Origin of the sequence: Cryobacterium sp. BB307 (assembly GCF_012274275.1) — a bacterium.
Taxonomy (GTDB): Bacteria; Actinomycetota; Actinomycetes; order Actinomycetales; family Microbacteriaceae; genus Terrimesophilobacter.
The window spans coordinates 1,304,905-1,322,573 of record NZ_JAANZA010000001.1 but is presented as its reverse complement, the minus strand read 5'-3'; the positions used below and the strand labels follow the sequence as shown (position 1 = coordinate 1,322,573).

The following is a 17,669-nucleotide window of genomic DNA, read 5'->3' as shown; positions in this document are numbered from 1 at the left end:
GATGATCACTGAATCAGACTCGCCTCGTGTCACCGTCGACCGGGAAGGACACGTCCTCCTGATCGGGCTGAACCGGCCTGACAAGCGCAACGCGGCCGACTTCCGCCTGCTGCAGGAGCTGTGCCTCGCCTACGGCGAGCTGGAACGGGATCCGGAACTGCGGGTTGGGCTGGTCTACGCGCACGGCGAGCACTTCACCGGCGGACTCGACCTGCCCGACGTCGCACCTCGCATCGGCGCCGCGGGCCTCGACATCGTTCCCGAAGGCGGCATCAACCCGTGGCGGGTCGACGGCAGCGGCACCACCAAGCCGGTGGTCGTCGCGGTACAGGGCACCTGCCTGACGCTCGGCATCGAACTCATCCTCGCCAGCGACATCGCCGTCGCCGCCCAGTCCGCGACGTTCGCGCAGATCGAGGTGGCACGCGGCATCCTGCCGTTCGGCGGGGCGACCCTGCGCTTCCCGAAGGTCGCGGGCTGGGGCAACGCGATGCGCTGGATCCTCACCGGCGACAGTTTCGACGCCACAGAAGCGCACCGGATCGGCCTCGTGCAGGAGGTGGTCCCGGATGGCGAGCAGTACGACCGTGCACTCGAACTCGCCCGCCGGGTCGCGGCGCAAGCGCCGCTCGCCGTACAGGCGAGCCTGGCGAGTGCGCGCACCGCCGCCGCGGACGGTGAAGCGGCCGCGGCACGGAACCTTCAGCCGGAACTCGTCCGACTCGCCACAAGCGAAGACGCAAGGATCGGCATGCAGGCGTTCCTGACGCGCACCCCGGCCGAGTTCATCGGTCGCTGAGCATTCGAAGAGGAAACCGTCGAAGCCGAGCGGCAATCGGCTTGTCCGGCGTAGCGTCGAGCCATGGCAACCTACGACCTGATCGTGATCGGGGCGGGTCCAGTTGGCGAGAATGTAGCCGACCGCGCCGCCCAAGGTGGACTCTCCGTCGCAGTCGTCGAACAAGAACTGGTCGGCGGTTCGTGCTCGTTCTGGGCCTGCATTCCATCGAAGGCGCTGCTGCGCAGCGCGAACGCGCTGCAGCACGCGCACTCCGTCGACGGCGCGAAGCAGGCGATCACCGGCGAGCTCGACGTTCCCGCGACCTTGGCCCGCCGCAACTGGTTCGTGAACGACTGGCAGGACGGTGGGGACGTCGACTGGCTTGAGAGCGTGGGCATCGACCTCTACCGCGGGCATGGCCGGATCACGGGCGAACGCCGCGTGCTGGTCAACGGCTCCGACGGCCCCAGCGAACTCGAGGCGCGCCACGCGGTGGCCGTCTGCACCGGCTCGGCAAGCCTCATTCCGGACATCCCCGGAATGGTGGACGCGCGTCCGTGGACCAACCGCGAGGCGACGAGCGCCCAGCACGCGCCGTCAAGCCTCGCGATCTTCGGTGGAGGGGCTGTCGCCGCTGAGCTCGCGACCGCGTACGCCGGATTCGGGACGACAGTGACGGTGCTCGCACGCAGCGGCATGCTCGGGCGGATGGAACCGTTCGCCGGGGAGGCGGTCGAACGCGGGTTGCGGGCGCTTGGCGTCGACATCCGCACGCCCGTTGCGGTCGTCGGCGTCGAGCGGCTCGCTGACGGGGTCCACCTCTCGCTCGGCGACGGCACGACGATCATCGCCGAGGAGTTGCTCGTCGGTGCCGGACGGGTGCCACGCACCGGCGACCTCGGCCTCGAGTCCGTCGGCATCAAGGGTGGCGACTGGCTCGACGTCGACGAGACACTGCGCGTGAAAGGCCACGACTGGCTCTACGCGGTCGGCGATGCCAACAATCGGGTGCTGCAGACCCACCAGGGCAAGTACCAGGCACGAGCTGCCGGGGACGTCATCGCCGCGCGAGCCAAGGGCCAGCACGTCGACGACCTGCCGTGGGGAACTCACGTGGCCACCGCCGACCATGCCGCCGTGCCCCACGTGGTGTTCAGCGACCCCCAAGTCGCCGTCGTCGGCCTGACTGCCGATCAGGCGCGCAAGGCGGGCAAGCGGGTCAGGGTCGTCGACTACGACCTGAGCAGCGTCTCTGGTGCCGAGTTGCACGCCGACGGCTACGCGGGGCAGGCCAGGATGGTCGTGGACGAGGATCGGGAGGTCGTGCTCGGCGTCACGCTTGTCGGCCGCGAGGTCGCCGAACTCCTGCACGCGGCGACGATCGCGGTCGTCGGTGAGGTGCCGATCCACCGGCTCTGGCACGCGGTGCCTGCGTTCCCGACCATGAGCGAACTGTGGTTGCGCCTGCTGGAAGGCTTCGGACGGCCAGGACCGGCCATCGCAACTACGGCTCGATGATCGCCTGGTAGACGTCGAGGAGGGCGCTGGTTGACGCCGCCCAAGTGAAGCCGAGAGCGTAGTCGCGCGCTCCCGCCGAGAGCCGACCGAGCGCTGGCGGGTCCACGAGGAGCCCGTCGATGGTGTTCGCCCAGTCGCGCGGCGTCCGCGAGTCGACCAGCAGTCCGGAGTGCCCATCCGACACCGACTCAACGAGACCGGATGCTCGAAAGGCGACGACCGGCGTGCCACTTGCCGCCGACTCGAGGGCGACGATCCCGAAAGTCTCGCTGTGCGACGGCACGAGCGTCAGCGTCGCAGTCGCCAGCAGGTCGGCCAGCCGGTTGCGTTGCACCGCACCGACGAAGCGGACATCGTCCGCGATACCGAGGTCCGCCGCCAGCGACCGCAATCCACTCGCGTACCCCTCATCGCCCGGCGTCGGCTCACCGGCGATCACGAGAACCGGCGACCAGCCGCGCATGGCGCGCAGTTCCGCGAGAGCCTCGAGGGCGAGCGCCTGATCCTTGAGCGGCTGGATGCGCCCGACAACGGCGAGGATCGGCCTGCCTGCTTCGATGCCGAGCTCTGAGCGGACCCGCTCCCCCGCGTCCGCCCGATTCGGACGGAACAGGTCGACATCAACCCCGGGCGGCACCACCCAGACCCGGTCGGTCGGCGTGCCGACCTCGTCGATGAGGCTTGTCGCTTCCGCGGCCGAATTCGCGATCACGGCGGTGGACTGGGTGGCCAGGTAAGCCTCGGCGTGGCGCCGGCGCTCCGGCTCGAGGGCACCGGTCTCACGGCCTTTCATCGCCGCGAGGGTGTGGAAGCTCTGCACGAACGGCAGTCCGAGCTCGATCGCCACCGGCAAGGTCGCGATCCCGCTGAGCCAGTAATGCGCGTGGATCACGTCGTAGCGAGCGCTCTTCCGACCGGCGAGCGTCGCGACGGCCTCTCCGAATTCATCGGACACCGCGGCGAGGCTCTGCTTGTCGAGCGGACCGTAGGTGCCGGCGGGCAACTCGAACAGCGTCACGCCGGGCTCGAGCTCGGTCACCGCCGGCTCGCCCGTCGCACGGGTCAGCAGCTCGACCTCGATGCCGCGCTCCGCGAGTGAGCTGGCGGACGCCAGCACAGCGACGTTCATGCCGCCGGCATCCCCAGTTCCGGGTTGCTCGGCGGGCGAGGTGTGCATCGACACCATCGCGACCCGCCGCGGCGTAGCTGCCATGTACGCAACTGTAGAGGAGCGCGCCTGCCGGTTCTTTCGGTGTACAACTGGTTGCGTGCTCAGCAGAATCGAGGCGCTGGCTACGCGCGCCGTCGGGTGGACAGCGCGTCGCCCGCGCCTGCGCCGAGCCCTGCTGCATCCGGTGGTCGTGCGACCCGGCTACTGGTTCGCGACCGGCTGTGCTCTGATCTGGGGAGGTGCGCTCAGCCTCGGCCGGATACGGCCGATGGGAGGCGTCATCGTGGCCCGCCGGATGCCGCGGTGGTCATTCGGTCGCGGTGGCACCACGATCGGCGCGGTGTTCCTCACTCACAGCGCACTGCATCCGCGCATCCTGCGGCATGAGGCGGTTCACCGCGCACAGTGGAAGCGCTACGGCCTGGCGTTCGTGCCGCTGTACGTCGCGGCCGGTCAGGACGGTCTCATCAACCGGTTCGAGATCGAGGCCGGGTTGGATGACGGCGGGTACGTCTGACGGCCGCTCACCACATGGGCGGATGCCTGCGCTGCCACTGCAGGCGGCGCTCAAGCTGGGCACCGATCGCCAGCAGAACGTGCTCGCCCCCTGGGCGGCCGATCAGCTGCACACCCATCGGCAGGCCGTCAGCAGTCACCGCAACAGGCAGCGAGATGGCCGGGAGCCCGGAGACGTTCACGAAACTGGTGAACGGCGTGTATTGGCACTGCTGCTCGAAGTTGCGTTCCGGATCGTCGTTGTCGTACCAGCCGACCGGGCGCGGAGTCAGCGCGAGCGCAGGCGTCACGATCGCATCGAACGGCGCGAACTGGCGGATGACCGACCGCTCGAAGTCCGACAACACGCGAAGCGCGGTGGCCAGCGCCCCTGCCGACGTCTGCCTCCCTCGCTCGACGAGCCAGCGGGTCAGCGGCTCAAGCAGGTCGAGCTGGTCGTCGTCGACCGGCAGGTTCGCCGCCCCACCCTGCCAAACGGTGCGAAAGGCAGACGCGTAACTGTCCTGGGGCTCGAGGTCGATCGTCTCGATGCCGTGTCCGATCGCGTCGAGTTCTCGCAACGCGAGCTCGAGGGCCTCCTTCGCCTCACGCGACACCTCGATGTCGTACTCGGAATCCCACGGTGATGAGGTCGTGACGGCGAGCTGGAAACGGCCCTCGCCGCGCACTGCAGCTGACAGCAGCGGGCCGCCGTCCCAGCGCGGTGCGCGAACAGTGAACGGGTAGTCACCGCCGGCGATCATCGCATCGAGCATCATTGCGGCATCCGCAACCGTCCGCGCGAGCGGGCCGGGAACTGACAGTCCGCCGACCGAATCGAGGCCCGTCCCGGCCGGGATCAGCCCGCGGGACGGTTTCAGGCCGACCAGCCCGGTCGCTGCTGCGGGGATCCGGATCGAGCCACCGCCGTCCGAACCCGGCGCGAACGGTAGGAGGCCCGCCGCGACGGCGACCGCGGCGCCGCCGCTGGAGCCGCCCGCGCCGAGCGAGAGATCGTAGGGGTTGCGCGCAGGCGGAGCGACTTGGCTCTCGGTGTAGGAGGGCATGCCGAACTCCGGCACGCTCGTCTTGCCGAGGCTGACTGCGCCGGCGTCGTCGAACACGCGCACGAGGTCGTCGGATTCCTCCGGGACGAACCCTGCAAACGCACGCGAGCCGAACCCGGCGGGCACTCCCGCCCGCCGGATGAGGTCCTTGTCCGCATACGGCATCCCCCACAGCGCTGCGGTGCGCGGCACCGACTTCCGCACCAGGGCCGCGCGTTCGAGCGCCGCTTCGCCGGTCACAGTCACGAAGGCACCGAGATCACCGTTCAGCCGTTCGACGCGCTCGAGGTAGTGCTGGGCGAGTTCCTGCGGGGTGATCTCACCCCGGTGCAGCCAGTCCCATTGCTCCTGCGCGGTCAAGTGGTGAAGTTCGAACACGTTCCCGAGCCTAAGGGTTGACAGCTTCATTACTTCTATGGTTGGTTAGTGGAGTAACGAACCAATAGACCCGAAAGGAGGTCCGAATGGATGACTCACGACCGATCTTCCTGCAGATCGCAGAGCAGATCGAGAACGACATCATCAGTGGCCTGCTCCCCGAAGAGGGACAGGTCCCGTCCACCAACGAATTCGCCTCCTTCTATCGCATCAATCCGGCGACCGCCGGGAAGGGAGTCGCCCTGCTTGTCGACTCGCGAATTCTGTACAAGAAGAGGGGAATCGGCATGTTCGTCGCCGAGGGGGCACGGACTCGCATCGTCGAGCAGCGCCGCACGCAGTTCAGGAACGACTACATCCAGCCCCTGGTGGACGAGGCCGACAAGCTCGGCATCACCAGGGAACAGCTCGCAGACATGATCAGAAAAGAGGGAGTCGAATGACGACGACAATCGAGGTCACCGGCCTCACGAGGCGGTTCGGCAACGTCACCGCCCTCGACAACGTCAGCTTCACGGTTGAGGAGAACGGCATCTACGGCCTGCTCGGCCGAAACGGGGCCGGCAAGACAACGCTCATGCAGTTGCTGACCGCGCAGGACTTCGCAACCGACGGGGACATCCGGATCTTCGGCCAGTCCCCCGTGGAGAACGCGTCGGTGCTGCAGAACGTCAGCTTCATCAAGGAGAGCCAGAAATACCCGGATGACTTCCAGGTCAAGCACGTGCTGAAGAGTGCGCCGTGGTTCTTCAAGAACTGGGATGCCGACTTCGCCGCAGAGCTCGTCGAGGACTTCCGGCTCCCGGTCGACCGGCGGATCAAGAAGCTCTCCCGCGGCCAGCTCTCGTCGGTGGGGGTGATCGTCGGACTCGCATCCCGCGCTCCGCTGACCTTCTTCGACGAGCCCTATCTGGGCCTCGACGCGGTGGCGCGGCAGCTGTTCTACGACCGCCTGATCGAGGACTACGCCGAGCATCCGCGCACCGTGATTCTCTCCACCCACCTGATCGACGAGGTGAGCAACTTGCTCGAACACGTCATCGTGCTCGATGCGGGCCGCATAATCATCGACCAGCCGGCCGAGGAACTGCGCGGATCGGCCACCAACCTGGTGGGCCAGCGCAGCGCCGTCGAGGAGTTCGTGAAGAGCCGCGAGGTGCTGCACCGGCAGTCGATCGGCGGGATCGCATCCGTCACCGTCGCAAGTCTCGCCGCAGACGAGCGCCGCGAGGCTCAGGCGGCGGGGATCGAGCTCACCCCTATCTCGCTGCAGCAACTGATCGTTCGCAAGACAAACACCACCGACAAGGAATTCGAGCAGAGCGCATGACAACAACAACGATTCGACCCATGAATGTTGCTAAGGGCGGTGAGTTCCAGCGCATCTGGAGCGTCGTTCGGCTCCACGTCGTGAACCGGATGGCCCTATTCGGGGTGCCGCTGATGATCCTGGGGTTCATCTTCGCGGTGAACTTCGTCATCTGGTGGACACTGAAGTCGTCACTGTCGACATCCGATTTCGCCGATGCGAGCGAGGGCATGCAGTACTCCGGCGCCAGCACGTTCATCTTCGTCTACATGATGGTTGTGGCGGTGCAGGCCATCAACCTGACCTTCCCGTTCGCACAGGGCTACAGCGTCACCCGCCGGGACTTCTACCTGGGCAGTGTGCTGACGTTCGTGATGCTGTCCGCGGCGTGGGCACTGCTCATATCGGTCCTCGGCGAGATCGAGCAGGCCACCGGCGGCTGGTACGTCGGCGGCTCGATGTTCAACGCGATCTACTTCGGCGATGGCGGATTCCTGCAGCGCCTGTACATCACCTTCCTGCTGTTCTCGTTCTTTTTCTTTGTCGGTGCGGCAACCGCGGCGGTGTACGTGAAGTGGCGAACGAACGGGATGCTGGTTTTCTTCGGCGCGCTCGTCCTGGTGTTGCTGGCAGCCGTGCTGTGGATCACGTTCGGCGCGCACTGGATGGCGGTCGGAGCGTGGTTCGTCGAGATGGGCGTCGTCGGGGTTGTCACCTGGACGCTGGTGCCCACGATCATCTCCGGAATTGTCGGATTCTTCATCCTGCGCAGGGCAACACCGCGTAACTGACCTGATTGATTCCACCCTGCAAGGGCCGCCCGGGCATCCCGGGCGGCCCTTGCGCTCTTTGCGCTCGCACCGAATTCTCGAAGACGCGCGCCTATGATCGAGCAAATGAGCGATCTGCCCACGCGAGCACGCCGGCGTTATGGCTCAACTATCGCCCGACATGGGCAGTTGAGCGCCCCCGGTCCCATCGCCATCGCCGCGAAGTACTTGGGAGTGGCGCTCGCTGTCGTGCTTGTCAGCACGTTCACGGTGGTCGGGATAGCGGTGTGGGGTATTGCGAGCAGCATCAAGCCCGGCGTCTCGCTCATCGGCGAGACTGGCGCACCGCCGAACGTGGGCGCCATCGAGGGCGGCGTGAACCTCCTGCTGGTCGGAAGTGACAGCGGTGAGGGCGACCCGCGGTACGGCAAGCGCGAGGCGACGCTGAACGACGTCAACATCCTGCTCCACATCTCGGAGGACCACACCCACGCAACGGTGGTCAGCTTCCCGCGAGACCTGTTCGTCCCTGTGCCCGAGTGCCCCGATCCGGACGGTGAGGGAACGGTCAGCTCGAGTTGGTCGGCGAAGCTGAACACGACGCTTGAGCGTGGCGGCCTCGCCTGCACGGTCGAGACGATCTCGCAATTCACCGGACTCGACATCCCGTTCGCGGCGAAGATCGAGATGAACGGTGTCATTCAGATGTCCAACGCCGTTGGCGGGGTCGACGTGTGTGTAGCGACCCCGATCAACGACCTCCAGATCGGCCTGAAGCTGGATGCCGGCATCCACACCCTGCAAGGCGACGCTGCGCAGCTGTTCCTGCGCACGCGCTACGGTGTGGGCGACGGTTCGGACCTGGGCCGCATCAACAACCAGTACGTCTTCCTGTCGTCGCTCATGCGCACGGTGAAGAGCAGCGAGACGCTGTCTGACCCGTACAAGCTGTACGGGCTCGCGAAGGCGGCCGCCGAGAACATGCAGCTGTCCAACAGCCTGCAGAACCTCGACACCATGATGTCGATCGCGGTGGCGCTGAAGGACATCCCACTCGAAGCGATCACTTTCGCGCAGTACCCGACGGCGTACGGTTCGAGCGGCGGCATTCAGGGTGTTCTTCCGTTGGAGGCCGACGGCGAAAAGCTCATGGATGCGCTCAAGTCGGACGTGCCGGTCACCCTGACTGGCGACACCGGAGGCGGAGCGGTCCTCGCTGAGGGCGAGAGTGGGCCCGCCTCACCCGCACCAAGCGCGCCCGCCGACCCCGGCAGCGCGGAGCCGGGAACGCCGGAAACGGGCGAGCCAGGGACTGCTGAACCTCCCGCCGCCACCGGGCCCCCGGTCGTGGAACTGCCCGATACCATTCACGGGCAGACGGCCGCACAACAGACGTGTTCCGTTGGCCAGACCGCGCGCGGTTGACCGGCGTCTATTCGACGCTGAGGCGCACGTCCTCGACAAGCTCCTCGAAGACTCGTGGCGCAGCCTCGACCTCCTTGCGTCCGACAAAGCGCCCAAGCCGGTGCGCAGTCTTGGCGACGTTCAGCAGGGTGTGCTCGATGTGGCATCCGTGTTCATCCGGGACGACCCGGTACTCGGCCCGGTACCACCAGCCACCCTGAGCGACGATGAGGCTGGCGGCGGGGTCGGCAAGGAACTGGCTATGGGCACCAGGACCGGGATCGAGCCGGTCCACAAGTGCTTCGAAGACCGGCATCGGGCGAGCCCGAACATGGGCCGTGTAGAAGCCGAGGACCTCCGCAGACTCGGGTCTGCGTCGAGGAGCTTCTGACATGGCTTCGAGCGTACTGGGTGTGGTCGCCTCGTCGGCCGCGAGTCGCAGCGGAAGCGCCACGCGCGGGTGAAACTTCCACGCGCGGGTCGAATTCGACCCGCGCGTGGCAATTCGACCCGCGGATCGCCGTCAGTGTGCGACCGCGACCAGGCCCAGCTCTGCCGGGCTCGTCAGCGCCGGGTGGCTGGGCGTCACCCGCACCGTGTAGCCGAAGCTTCCCGCACGCTCCAGCAGCACCGTGCCGGAGAACTCCACGACACCGGATGCGTGGGCGCCAGATGGTTCCAGCCGCACCCGCTGTTGCTCGCTGAGCTGGTCACTCGCCTTCGGCCGCCCGTAGACCAGCTCGACCGCGACATCCGTCGCAGCCAGCTCCCCGAGATGCACGCTGGCTCTCACTCGCAGTTCGTCCCCGACCTGTGGGACGGCGTCAACACCGCCCGACTCGACGCTGCCGACTGAGACACCGTGCCATCCGGCTCGCACGCGCTCCTTGTACGCGGCCAGCTCGCGCGCCCCCGCCCACGAATCCGCGATTACGGCACGCGACGACACCGCGGCCGGCCGGTAGAGAGCCTCGACATACTCGCGCACCATCCGGTCGGCGCTGAGTTCGGGCGACAACGACGCAAGGGTGTGCCGGATCGACTCGATCCAGCGGGTGGGCACACCATTCTCATCCCGGTCATAGAACCGCGGCGCGACCTGGTGCTCGATCAGGTCGTACATCGAGCCCGCCTCGAGTGCGTCTCGCTCGGCGGAGTCACCAGCGGCATCCGCCGACGGGATCGCCCAGCCGTTCTCACCGTCGAAGTACTCCGCCCACCACCCGTCGAGGATCGACAGATTGAGCGAGCCGTTGAGCGCCGCCTTCATGCCGCTCGTTCCGCACGCCTCGAACGGGCGCAGCGGGTTGTTGAGCCACACATCGGTGCCCGGATACAGCGTCGCTGCCATCGCGATGTCGTAGTTGGGCAGGAAGACGATGCGCTCGCGCACGTCCGGCTGATCCGAGAACTGCACGAGCCTCTGGATGAGCCGCTTGCCCTCGTCGTCGGCCGGATGCGACTTGCCGGCCACGACAAGCTGCACTGGCCGGTCCGGGTTGGTCAGGATGGCGCGCAAGCGGTCCTCGTCGTGAAGCATGAGCGTGAGGCGCTTGTACGTCGGCACCCGCCTCGCGAAACCGATTGTGAGGATGTTCGGGTCGAGCAGGTTCGCGTACCAGGGCGGCGGCGTGAGACCCGGGTTCTGCTGAACCCACGCATCCTGCATCCGCCGGCGCACATCGGAGACCAGCTGCTTGCGCAGGCGACCCCGGAGCTGCCAGAGATCGTCGTCGCTGACCGCGGCAGACTGCCAGTTGGCCGCGGTGGTGTCGGATGCCTCGAGCCGGTCCTTCGCGAGTGCTGCGACTTGCGAGTCGGTCCAGGTGGGGGCGTGCACGCCGTTGGTGATCGAGCCGATCGGCACCTCATCCGGGTCGAATCCCGGCCACAGGGCACCGAACATGCGGCGGCTCACCTCGCCATGCAGTTGCGAAACCCCGTTGGCGCGCTGGGCCAGGCGCAGGCCCATGACCGCCATGTTGAACATGCCGGGAGCGCCCCCCTCGTAGTCTTCCTCGCCGAGCCGCAGCACGTCGGAGGTCTGGACACCCGGCAGCAGGCCGGTGGAGAAGTACCGTTCGATGAGCGCCGAGTCGAACCGGTCGATCCCGGCCGGAACGGGCGTGTGGGTCGTGAACACCGTGCCCGCGCGCACGACCTGAAGCGCCTCGTCGAAGCTCAGACCGCTGTCGCCGATCAGGTCGCTGATGCGCTCGAGGCCAAGGAATCCGGCGTGGCCCTCGTTGGTGTGGAACACCTCGGGTTCCGCCGCGCCCGTGATCGAGCAGAAGGTGCGGATGGCGCGCACACCGCCGATGCCGAGCAGAAGCTCCTGCAGCAGGCGGTGCTCTCCCCCACCGCCGTAGAGCCGGTCGGTGACAGAGCGCAGGTCGTCGTCATTCTCGGGGATGTCGGTGTCGAGCAGCAGCAGCGTGACGCGACCGACCGCAACCTGCCAGATGCGCGCGTACAGTGCACGATCATCCGGCAGCCCGAGTGCGACCTGGGCCGCGGTGCCATCCGGATGCCGCAACACGTTCAAGGGCAGGCCATCCGGATCCAGTACCGGGTAGGACTCCTGCTGCCATCCGTCGCGCAGGATCGACTGGGCGAAGTACCCAGCGCGGTAGAACAGGCCGGCGCCGATGATCGGGACACCAAGGTCGGATGCGCTCTTCAGGTGGTCGCCTGCGAGGATTCCGAGACCCCCTGAGTATTGCGGCAGGGCAGCGGCAATGCCGTACTCCGGCGAGAAGTAGCCGATTGCGCGTGGAGCCTCCGCTCCCAATGACTGATACCAACGCGGCTCACTGATGTACGACCTGAGGTCATCGCGCAACGCGTCGGCGGTCCGTACAAAGTCCTCATCAGCAGCGAGTTCGTTGATGCGCTCGGCATCCAGCGTGCCGAGCAGTCCGATCGGGTCGTGGCCTGAGGCCGCCCAGCCGACCGGCGAAATGCGCTCGAACAGTCTCTGCGTCGGTTCGTGCCACGACCAGCGGAGGTTGGTGGCAAGCTCGTCGAGCGCGGAAAGCGACTCGGGAAGGACTGGCTGGACGGTGAATCTCCGAATGGCTTTCACGAGTGCACAGCCTAGGCGACGGTCGTCAGTGGGGCCTCAGGAGGCAGTGGCTGACTCGTCGGATGCCACTTTGCGCTTCTTCGCCGATGCGACGCTCGCGCTGATGACGAGGTAGCCGGCGTATGCGAACAGGCCGCCAGCGGCCAGCGGCACGAGCCAACCGCGGGCCTCGCCATTCAACGCGTTGTTCACCCAGCCCAGCCAGGGGAACGAGTACCAGAGCGTGCCACGGATCTGGATCTCGCGAATCGGGTCATCTGCGAGGTCGTTGTTGTCACCCTTGGTGACGAACGCCACTTCGCCATTGGAACTCACCGAGCGTTCGATGACGCGGTGTGTGACGAGAATCGGCTCACCCGACCGCAGTTGGAACGTGACGACGTCACCGACCCGGATCTCCTCGACCGGTGTGGGCTTCACGACGATCAGCGTGCCGGGAGGCAGCCCGGGCTCCATCGAACTCGTCAGCACCGTGAGCGGCATCCCCCCGACGGCGGCCGGCAGCGCGATGAGCAGCACAGCCAACGCGGCGACGAGCAGCAGCAGTCCGCCGCTCAGTCCGACGCCGATGTAGTGCAGGACGCCCTTGCGCTTCTCCGGTTCGGCCGCTTCCGCGGCGACTTCCTCGACGGCATCCGTCGTCGTCACGCTTGCACCTCTTCGTCTCGGCGACGACGCCGGTACGCGGCGATCACGAACCAGAGGCCGGCGCCGAGGAGCAGGCCGGCAGCCGCGATCAGCGGTGCGTTCACAGTGCCGCCGGTGAACGGCAGCGACGTCCATGTCCCGGCGGACGGGAAGACCGGGAATTCGTTGGCAGCGGGCGGGCAGGCGGCGAGGTCGGCGTCGGATGCGATGTCGTCGCGGAGTGATACCAGCAGGTCGGCGCTCGCGGAGGCGTTCTGCCCGCGCTGACCGGTGAGGTCGGCCATGTGAACGGTGACGGTGACCGTCGTGATCTGTCCTGGCATCAGATGGACGCCGCTGAGCAGAACAGTGCAGTCAGACGTGGGGTCGAGGGTTGCAGGCTGTCCGACGTAGTTTCCTGCTGCGGTCGAGGTTTGGAGCAGAAAGGCGCCCTCGGCATCGCCGGTCAGGGTGATGTTCGCCGCGTCAATGCGCAGCATCGTCTGCACCGTTGACTCGTTCTTCAGCCAGAAAGTCGCCTGGGCGGAACCGTTGGGCACCAGGTTCGGTGTTGTCGAGAAGACCGGCGCGGCGAGGATGTTCCCGTAGGTGACGCCATCGCGGCTGACCTGAACGCCGGGCACGGCAGCGGCTGCCGGAGCAGCGGCCGCGATGGCGAGCAGGGTGCCTGCGACAGCCGCCACGGTGATCGAGCGCGTGCCGGTGATCATGCTGCTGGCACGCAAGAGATCGATGGCGGGTCACGGAGGATAGGAACGACGATGCCACCCGAACGTTGACCGCCGACGACGGCGTGCACCGTCAGCGTCGTCCCCTGTCCGCCTAGTTCATTGTGCTCAAAACGAATGGTCAGGCCGCTGGGAGCCTTCTCGTGAACGGTGCCGCGGTAGACGATTACGTAGCCGTCGACGGTGGCAGGGGCTGCTTCCCACGTGATGTCAATAGCCTTCCTGTCGCCGATGGCGACAGTGGTGCACTTGACGTTCAAGGGGTTCGGTACTCCCGCAACGGACTGGGTGAACTGCTGTGCGGAGCCCGCTGCTGACCAACTGGTGCCAACGGTCCCCGTGAACGCAAGTGACGGCGTTATGCTCTGACCTGCGTAAGTCGCAGGGTCACCGGTGAATGTCGTGACGGCGCAGAGTTGAACGCTCGTGCCGGGGTTCACCGACGACGGCATGCCGCTGAGGATTTTCACTCCTCCAGTGAAAAATGTCGTGTAAGCACCGGTAGGAGGGCTGGATTGACAGGCGCCAGCTGGCTTCGGCCATAAGGCGAGACGAATCACGCCACCCAGAGGATCTTCATTGGTGACGGTGGCATACGAGATCGTCAAAGGCGTCGACCCGCTGTTGGTCAAGGTGATGAGCTTTGCAGCCGCAGACTGGTTCTGACTTGCGTACGAGGTTCCGAGCCCGTCGATTCCTGAAGAAGTGATACCGATCGTGCCGTTTGTGGCCGTTGCGGACTTGGAGGTGGATGCCGTCCACGCCGCGTGGACGCCGGTAGCGCTCAGTGCCAGGAAGATGGTCAGTCCAACGCCGATGGCCGTGTTGCGCAGGCGCCGCGGCATCCGTTCGCGGGTCACTGTTGGACTCCCGTCAGACTGACGGTGAGCGACGACGCAGCGCCGATCGCGCTCGCGGGGGCGTCGTTGGCCATCGATACGGTGAGGCACATGTCCGTGGTGCCGCCGGCTGGCAGCACTACGCCCAGCGATCCGGAGGTGACCGGCGTACCCGTGCCTGCGCATGCTCCCGACCTCACTGCTGCGGTGAGCCCGTTGGCGGCGAAGTTCCCGGCGATCGAGCTGACGCTCAACGCGAGCGGGACGCTGCCGTTGTTAGTGACCGTGAACCCGGCTGTTTCCACCTTGCCCGGGTAGAAGTTCGCCATGGAGAGCGTTCCGGTGCTGACCGTGAGCTCAGCGGTACCCGCCTGGAGCACCGCTCCGGTGCCTGTCGCTGCCGAGTTCAGGTAGGCGTACGAGCCGCCCACTCCGAACAGTGAAAACACGACAACGCCGAGGAGGGTCCCCGTGGTGATCAGCAACGTGCGGATTGCTCCGGCGCTCTTGGTCTTGCGGCTTGTTGATTCGCTCATCGGGTCACCTCCTCGGTCCGTCGTCCTGACATGGAACTTCGGTGCCGGCCGCCTCTGTGGGGTGAGGCGGCCGGCACACGACTAGATGGTCTGGGTGAGCGTGACGCCGAAGTTCGCAAGGTTGACAGCGCCGGTCATTGCGGCGTTGTCGGCTGCGTTGTCCTCCCACGTGATGGAGACGCTGACCGTCACCGTCTGCACTCCAGCGGAAGCAGTGAGGGTGGTCACGTCTGCATTGTTGATCTTGAACGATGCGCTGTTGGTGAGTCGTGCGGCGAGAGCGTCGTTCTTGTCGGTATCGCCGGTGGTCGCAGGCGTTATGGCACCGGGGGCAAGAGCGACTGACGCGGTGAGGTTGTCGCCCACCGCGGTTACGTCGAAAGCTGCGGTGTAGGTAAGGACGTCGCCCGGGACGATTCGGAAGTTTGTGATGTCGGTGATGGCGCCGCCCGTTGCACTGCTCCAGGTACCTGAAGTGGCGTTGGGGACGATGCTGAGGCTGCCAGCGGTGATCGTGGCCTGGCCGGCGTTGCTGGAGGCGTTCCACACCGCGAAGGTGCCGCCACCGCCGAGAAGCAGGATGATGCCTGCGCCGCCTGCGATTGCTGCCTTGGTGAGCTTGTTCATGTGCTTGGTCCTTGTCAGGTTCGGACCCGTCAAGGCAGCACTCGACTCACCCAGGCGCTAGGTTAAGCACGCGGGCACGCCGAATCCCCCGCTTTCGGGTCGCGGGATCTTCGTGTCGAGACGGAGGGTAACCGTCTCGCAGGGGCGGAATTCGTTCAGCAGGTAAGAACTGAACGTACCCCGCGATCGAGTATATGAGTCCTCCGAAGTGCGGACACGGTTTGTACCCCACCCAAAACGGGGGTAATTTCAGCTCCTGTCGTCTGAGAGATTTCCGAGGGACTGGTGAGCACAGTTCGATACGGTCAGGGGGTGGCCGCAGACTACGAACCGCGCACCGGGCGCATCCCGATCCGTCTCGACAGCCCCAGGCAACCCGATGACCTCTTTCCGGCCAAAGCGTACGTCGGTGAAGTGGTTCCGTTCCGCGCCACAGTCTTCGCCGAGGGTCACGCCGCACTCGGCGCCGACCTGCTCCTGACCGACCCGGACGGCGCGCAATCACGACACCGGATGCGCATGGTCGCCCCCGGCACCGACCGCTGGGTCGCCCCGGTCCTGCTCGAGCACGAGGGCATCTGGCAGTACAGCGTGCAGGCCTGGTTCGACGACTGGGCGACGTGGTTGCATGACACCGAGATCAAGGTCCCGGCCGGCATCGACGCTGCACTCATGCTCGCGGAAGGCGTCGTGCTCTTGCGGCGAGCGCATGAGCGCGCCGCTGGCAATCCGGTGATTGCGGACACCCTGAAGACGATGTCGGATGCGAGCCTCTCCCCCGCCCTGCGTCTCGCCGCGGCCACCGATCCGAAGCTCGCAGCGGCGCTCCAGGAGCATCCAATCGCATCCGGGATCACCCTCAGCCTCCCGCTGCCGGTCCGGGTGGAGCGCACTCGCGCGGGCGTCGGCAGTTGGTACGAGTTCTTCCCCCGCTCCGAGGGCGCCAAGCAGCTCAAGGGCGGCGCGTGGCGCAGCGGCACGTTCCGGACCGCGGCCAGGCGCCTCCCGGCACTGGCACGACTCGGCTTCGACGTCATATACCTGCCGCCCATCCATCCGATCGGCACCGCGTTCCGCAAGGGACCGAACAACACACCAGACGCCGGGCCGAACGACCCTGGCTCGCCGTGGGCGATCGGCTCACCGGATGGCGGACACACCGCGATCAACCCGGAACTCGGCACGCTGCAGGACTTCAGGGACTTCCTCACCGTCGCGGGGAACCACAACCAGGAGGTTGCCCTCGACCTCGCCCTGCAGTGCTCGCCCGACCACCCGTGGGTGAAGGAGCATCCGGAGTGGTTCACGGCGCGCGTCGACGGATCGATTGCCTACGCGGAGAACCCGCCGAAGAAGTACCAGGACATCTACCCGCTCAACTTCGACAACGACCCCGAGGGGCTGCGCGAGGAGATCCTGCGGGTCGTGCGCTACTGGATGGGCGTCGGAGTGCGCATCTTCCGTGTCGACAACCCCCATACCAAGCCCCTCTGGTTCTGGGAGTGGCTGCTGCACGAGGTGGCCCAGACCGACCCGGATGTCGTGTTCCTCGCAGAGGCGTTCACCCAGCCGGCGATGATGCACGCTCTCGCGCAGGTCGGCTTTCAGCAGTCCTACACCTATTTCACCTGGCGGAACACCAAGCCCGAGCTCGAGGACTACCTCACCGAGCTCTCCACGCAGTCGAGCGATTTCCTGCGGCCGAACCTGTTCGTCAACACCCCGGACATCCTCACCGAGTACCTGCAGTTCGGCGGGGTGCCCGCCTACAAAGTGCGTGCCGCGATCGCCGCCACTGCCTCCCCGACCTGGGGCGTCTACTCGGGATTCGAACTCATCGAGAACGTCGCCCGGCCGGGGTCCGAGGAGAACATCGACAACGAGAAGTACGAGTACCGGCCACGCGACTGGTCAGCCGCCCAGAAGGAGGGCAGGTCGATCGCCCCGTATCTCGGGCTGTTGAACCGCATCCGATCGGAACACCCGAGCCTGCGGCAGCTTCGCAATCTCGAGGTGCATTGGAGTGACGACGACTCGGTGCTCGTCTACAGCAAGTACCTGTCGGGGCAGTTCACACGGAGCGGCCGCAGCGACGCCATCATCGTCGTGGCGAACCTCGACCCGCACGCGATGCGGGAGACGACCGTCCACCTCGACGTCACCAGGTTCGGCATGGAGCTTGATCAGCGGTTCACCGTCACCGACCTGGTCAGCAAGGACAGGTTCGAGTGGTCTGCCGACAATTACGTGCGGCTGGACCCGTTCAAGGAGCCAGTGCACATCCTCCGCGTCGACTACGCCAAGGGGCACTGA

At 66.5% G+C, this 17,669-nt stretch carries 17 protein-coding genes; 8 read left to right on the top strand and 9 right to left on the bottom strand.

Annotated features, from left to right (window positions below):
* Position 1 precedes the first annotated feature (1 nt).
* Together HGK58_RS06465 and HGK58_RS06460 are read left to right on the top strand one after the other, a co-directional pair.
* A complete protein-coding gene (locus HGK58_RS06465; RefSeq protein WP_168626664.1) occupies positions 2-799 on the top strand; it encodes a crotonase/enoyl-CoA hydratase family protein in 798 nt (265 codons plus the stop codon).
* Positions 800-862: 63 nt separating this feature from the next.
* Positions 863-2,299 (top strand): NAD(P)/FAD-dependent oxidoreductase, encoded by a 1,437-nt coding sequence (locus HGK58_RS06460; protein ID WP_168626663.1) that lies wholly within the window; start codon positions 863-865, stop codon positions 2,297-2,299.
* On the opposite strand, the gene HGK58_RS06455 is transcribed toward HGK58_RS06460, so the two are convergent.
* Positions 2,286-3,512, bottom strand: a complete 1,227-nt coding sequence (locus HGK58_RS06455; protein ID WP_168626662.1) for a glycosyltransferase — start codon at positions 3,510-3,512, stop codon at positions 2,286-2,288. The two genes, HGK58_RS06460 and HGK58_RS06455, sit on opposite strands and share 14 nt — an antisense overlap.
* Before the next feature lie 55 nt (positions 3,513-3,567).
* Here HGK58_RS06455 and HGK58_RS06450 point away from each other — a divergent pair, with 55 nt between their 5' ends.
* The gene (locus HGK58_RS06450) at positions 3,568-3,987 is read left to right on the top strand and encodes a hypothetical protein (RefSeq protein WP_168626661.1); all 420 of its coding nucleotides are present in this window, start codon (positions 3,568-3,570) and stop codon (positions 3,985-3,987) included.
* 7 nt (positions 3,988-3,994) lie between these two features.
* Here the strand turns inward: HGK58_RS06450 and HGK58_RS06445 are convergent, their stop codons facing one another.
* Positions 3,995-5,410 (bottom strand): amidase, encoded by a 1,416-nt coding sequence (locus HGK58_RS06445; protein ID WP_168626660.1) that lies wholly within the window; start codon positions 5,408-5,410, stop codon positions 3,995-3,997.
* A gap of 86 nt (positions 5,411-5,496) precedes the next feature.
* On the opposite strand from HGK58_RS06445, the gene HGK58_RS06440 reads away from it, so the two are divergent.
* The 4 genes from HGK58_RS06440 (at position 5,497) to HGK58_RS06425 (ending at position 8,914) form a co-directional block, all read left to right on the top strand.
* Positions 5,497-5,853: a GntR family transcriptional regulator gene (locus HGK58_RS06440; RefSeq protein ID WP_168626659.1), complete on the top strand. Its 357-nt coding sequence runs from the start codon at positions 5,497-5,499 to the stop codon at positions 5,851-5,853.
* A complete protein-coding gene (locus HGK58_RS06435; protein WP_168626658.1) occupies positions 5,850-6,740 on the top strand; it encodes an ABC transporter ATP-binding protein in 891 nt (296 codons plus the stop codon). Before HGK58_RS06440 ends, HGK58_RS06435 begins: the two co-directional genes overlap by 4 nt.
* Before the next feature lie 20 nt (positions 6,741-6,760).
* Positions 6,761-7,510, top strand: a complete 750-nt coding sequence (locus HGK58_RS06430) for an ABC transporter permease (protein ID WP_168626657.1) — start codon at positions 6,761-6,763, stop codon at positions 7,508-7,510.
* Positions 7,511-7,615: 105 nt separating this feature from the next.
* The gene (locus tag HGK58_RS06425) at positions 7,616-8,914 is read left to right on the top strand and encodes an LCP family protein (protein ID WP_168626656.1); all 1,299 of its coding nucleotides are present in this window, start codon (positions 7,616-7,618) and stop codon (positions 8,912-8,914) included.
* A 7-nt stretch (positions 8,915-8,921) separates the two neighbouring features.
* Here the strand turns inward: HGK58_RS06425 and HGK58_RS06420 are convergent, their stop codons facing one another.
* The 7 genes from HGK58_RS06420 to HGK58_RS06395 form a co-directional block, all read right to left on the bottom strand.
* A complete protein-coding gene (locus HGK58_RS06420) occupies positions 8,922-9,287 on the bottom strand; it encodes a hypothetical protein (protein ID WP_168625523.1) in 366 nt (121 codons plus the stop codon).
* A 129-nt stretch (positions 9,288-9,416) separates the two neighbouring features.
* Positions 9,417-11,978: an alpha-glucan family phosphorylase gene (gene glgP / locus HGK58_RS06415; protein ID WP_168626655.1), complete on the bottom strand. Its 2,562-nt coding sequence runs from the start codon at positions 11,976-11,978 to the stop codon at positions 9,417-9,419.
* A gap of 36 nt (positions 11,979-12,014) precedes the next feature.
* Positions 12,015-12,626 (bottom strand): signal peptidase I, encoded by a 612-nt coding sequence (locus HGK58_RS13755; protein ID WP_349236147.1) that lies wholly within the window; start codon positions 12,624-12,626, stop codon positions 12,015-12,017.
* Entirely contained in the window at positions 12,623-13,336 is a 714-nt protein-coding gene (locus HGK58_RS13750; RefSeq protein ID WP_246865370.1) for a hypothetical protein, read from the bottom strand. The genes HGK58_RS13755 and HGK58_RS13750 overlap by 4 nt, the downstream gene beginning before the upstream one ends.
* The gene (locus tag HGK58_RS06405; RefSeq protein WP_168626653.1) at positions 13,333-14,214 is read right to left on the bottom strand and encodes a hypothetical protein; all 882 of its coding nucleotides are present in this window, start codon (positions 14,212-14,214) and stop codon (positions 13,333-13,335) included. Before HGK58_RS06405 ends, HGK58_RS13750 begins: the two co-directional genes overlap by 4 nt.
* Positions 14,211-14,729 carry a TasA family protein gene (locus HGK58_RS06400; protein ID WP_168626652.1) on the bottom strand — a complete coding sequence of 173 codons (519 nt, stop codon included), beginning with the start codon at positions 14,727-14,729 and terminating at the stop codon, positions 14,211-14,213. The genes HGK58_RS06405 and HGK58_RS06400 overlap by 4 nt, the downstream gene beginning before the upstream one ends.
* 81 nt (positions 14,730-14,810) lie before the next feature.
* Positions 14,811-15,356, bottom strand: a complete 546-nt coding sequence (locus tag HGK58_RS06395) for an alternate-type signal peptide domain-containing protein (RefSeq protein WP_168626651.1) — start codon at positions 15,354-15,356, stop codon at positions 14,811-14,813.
* 312 nt (positions 15,357-15,668) lie between these two features.
* On the opposite strand from HGK58_RS06395, the gene HGK58_RS06390 reads away from it, so the two are divergent.
* Complete coding sequence (locus tag HGK58_RS06390; RefSeq protein ID WP_349236146.1) at positions 15,669-17,669, top strand: alpha-1,4-glucan--maltose-1-phosphate maltosyltransferase; 2,001 nt, start codon at positions 15,669-15,671, stop codon at positions 17,667-17,669.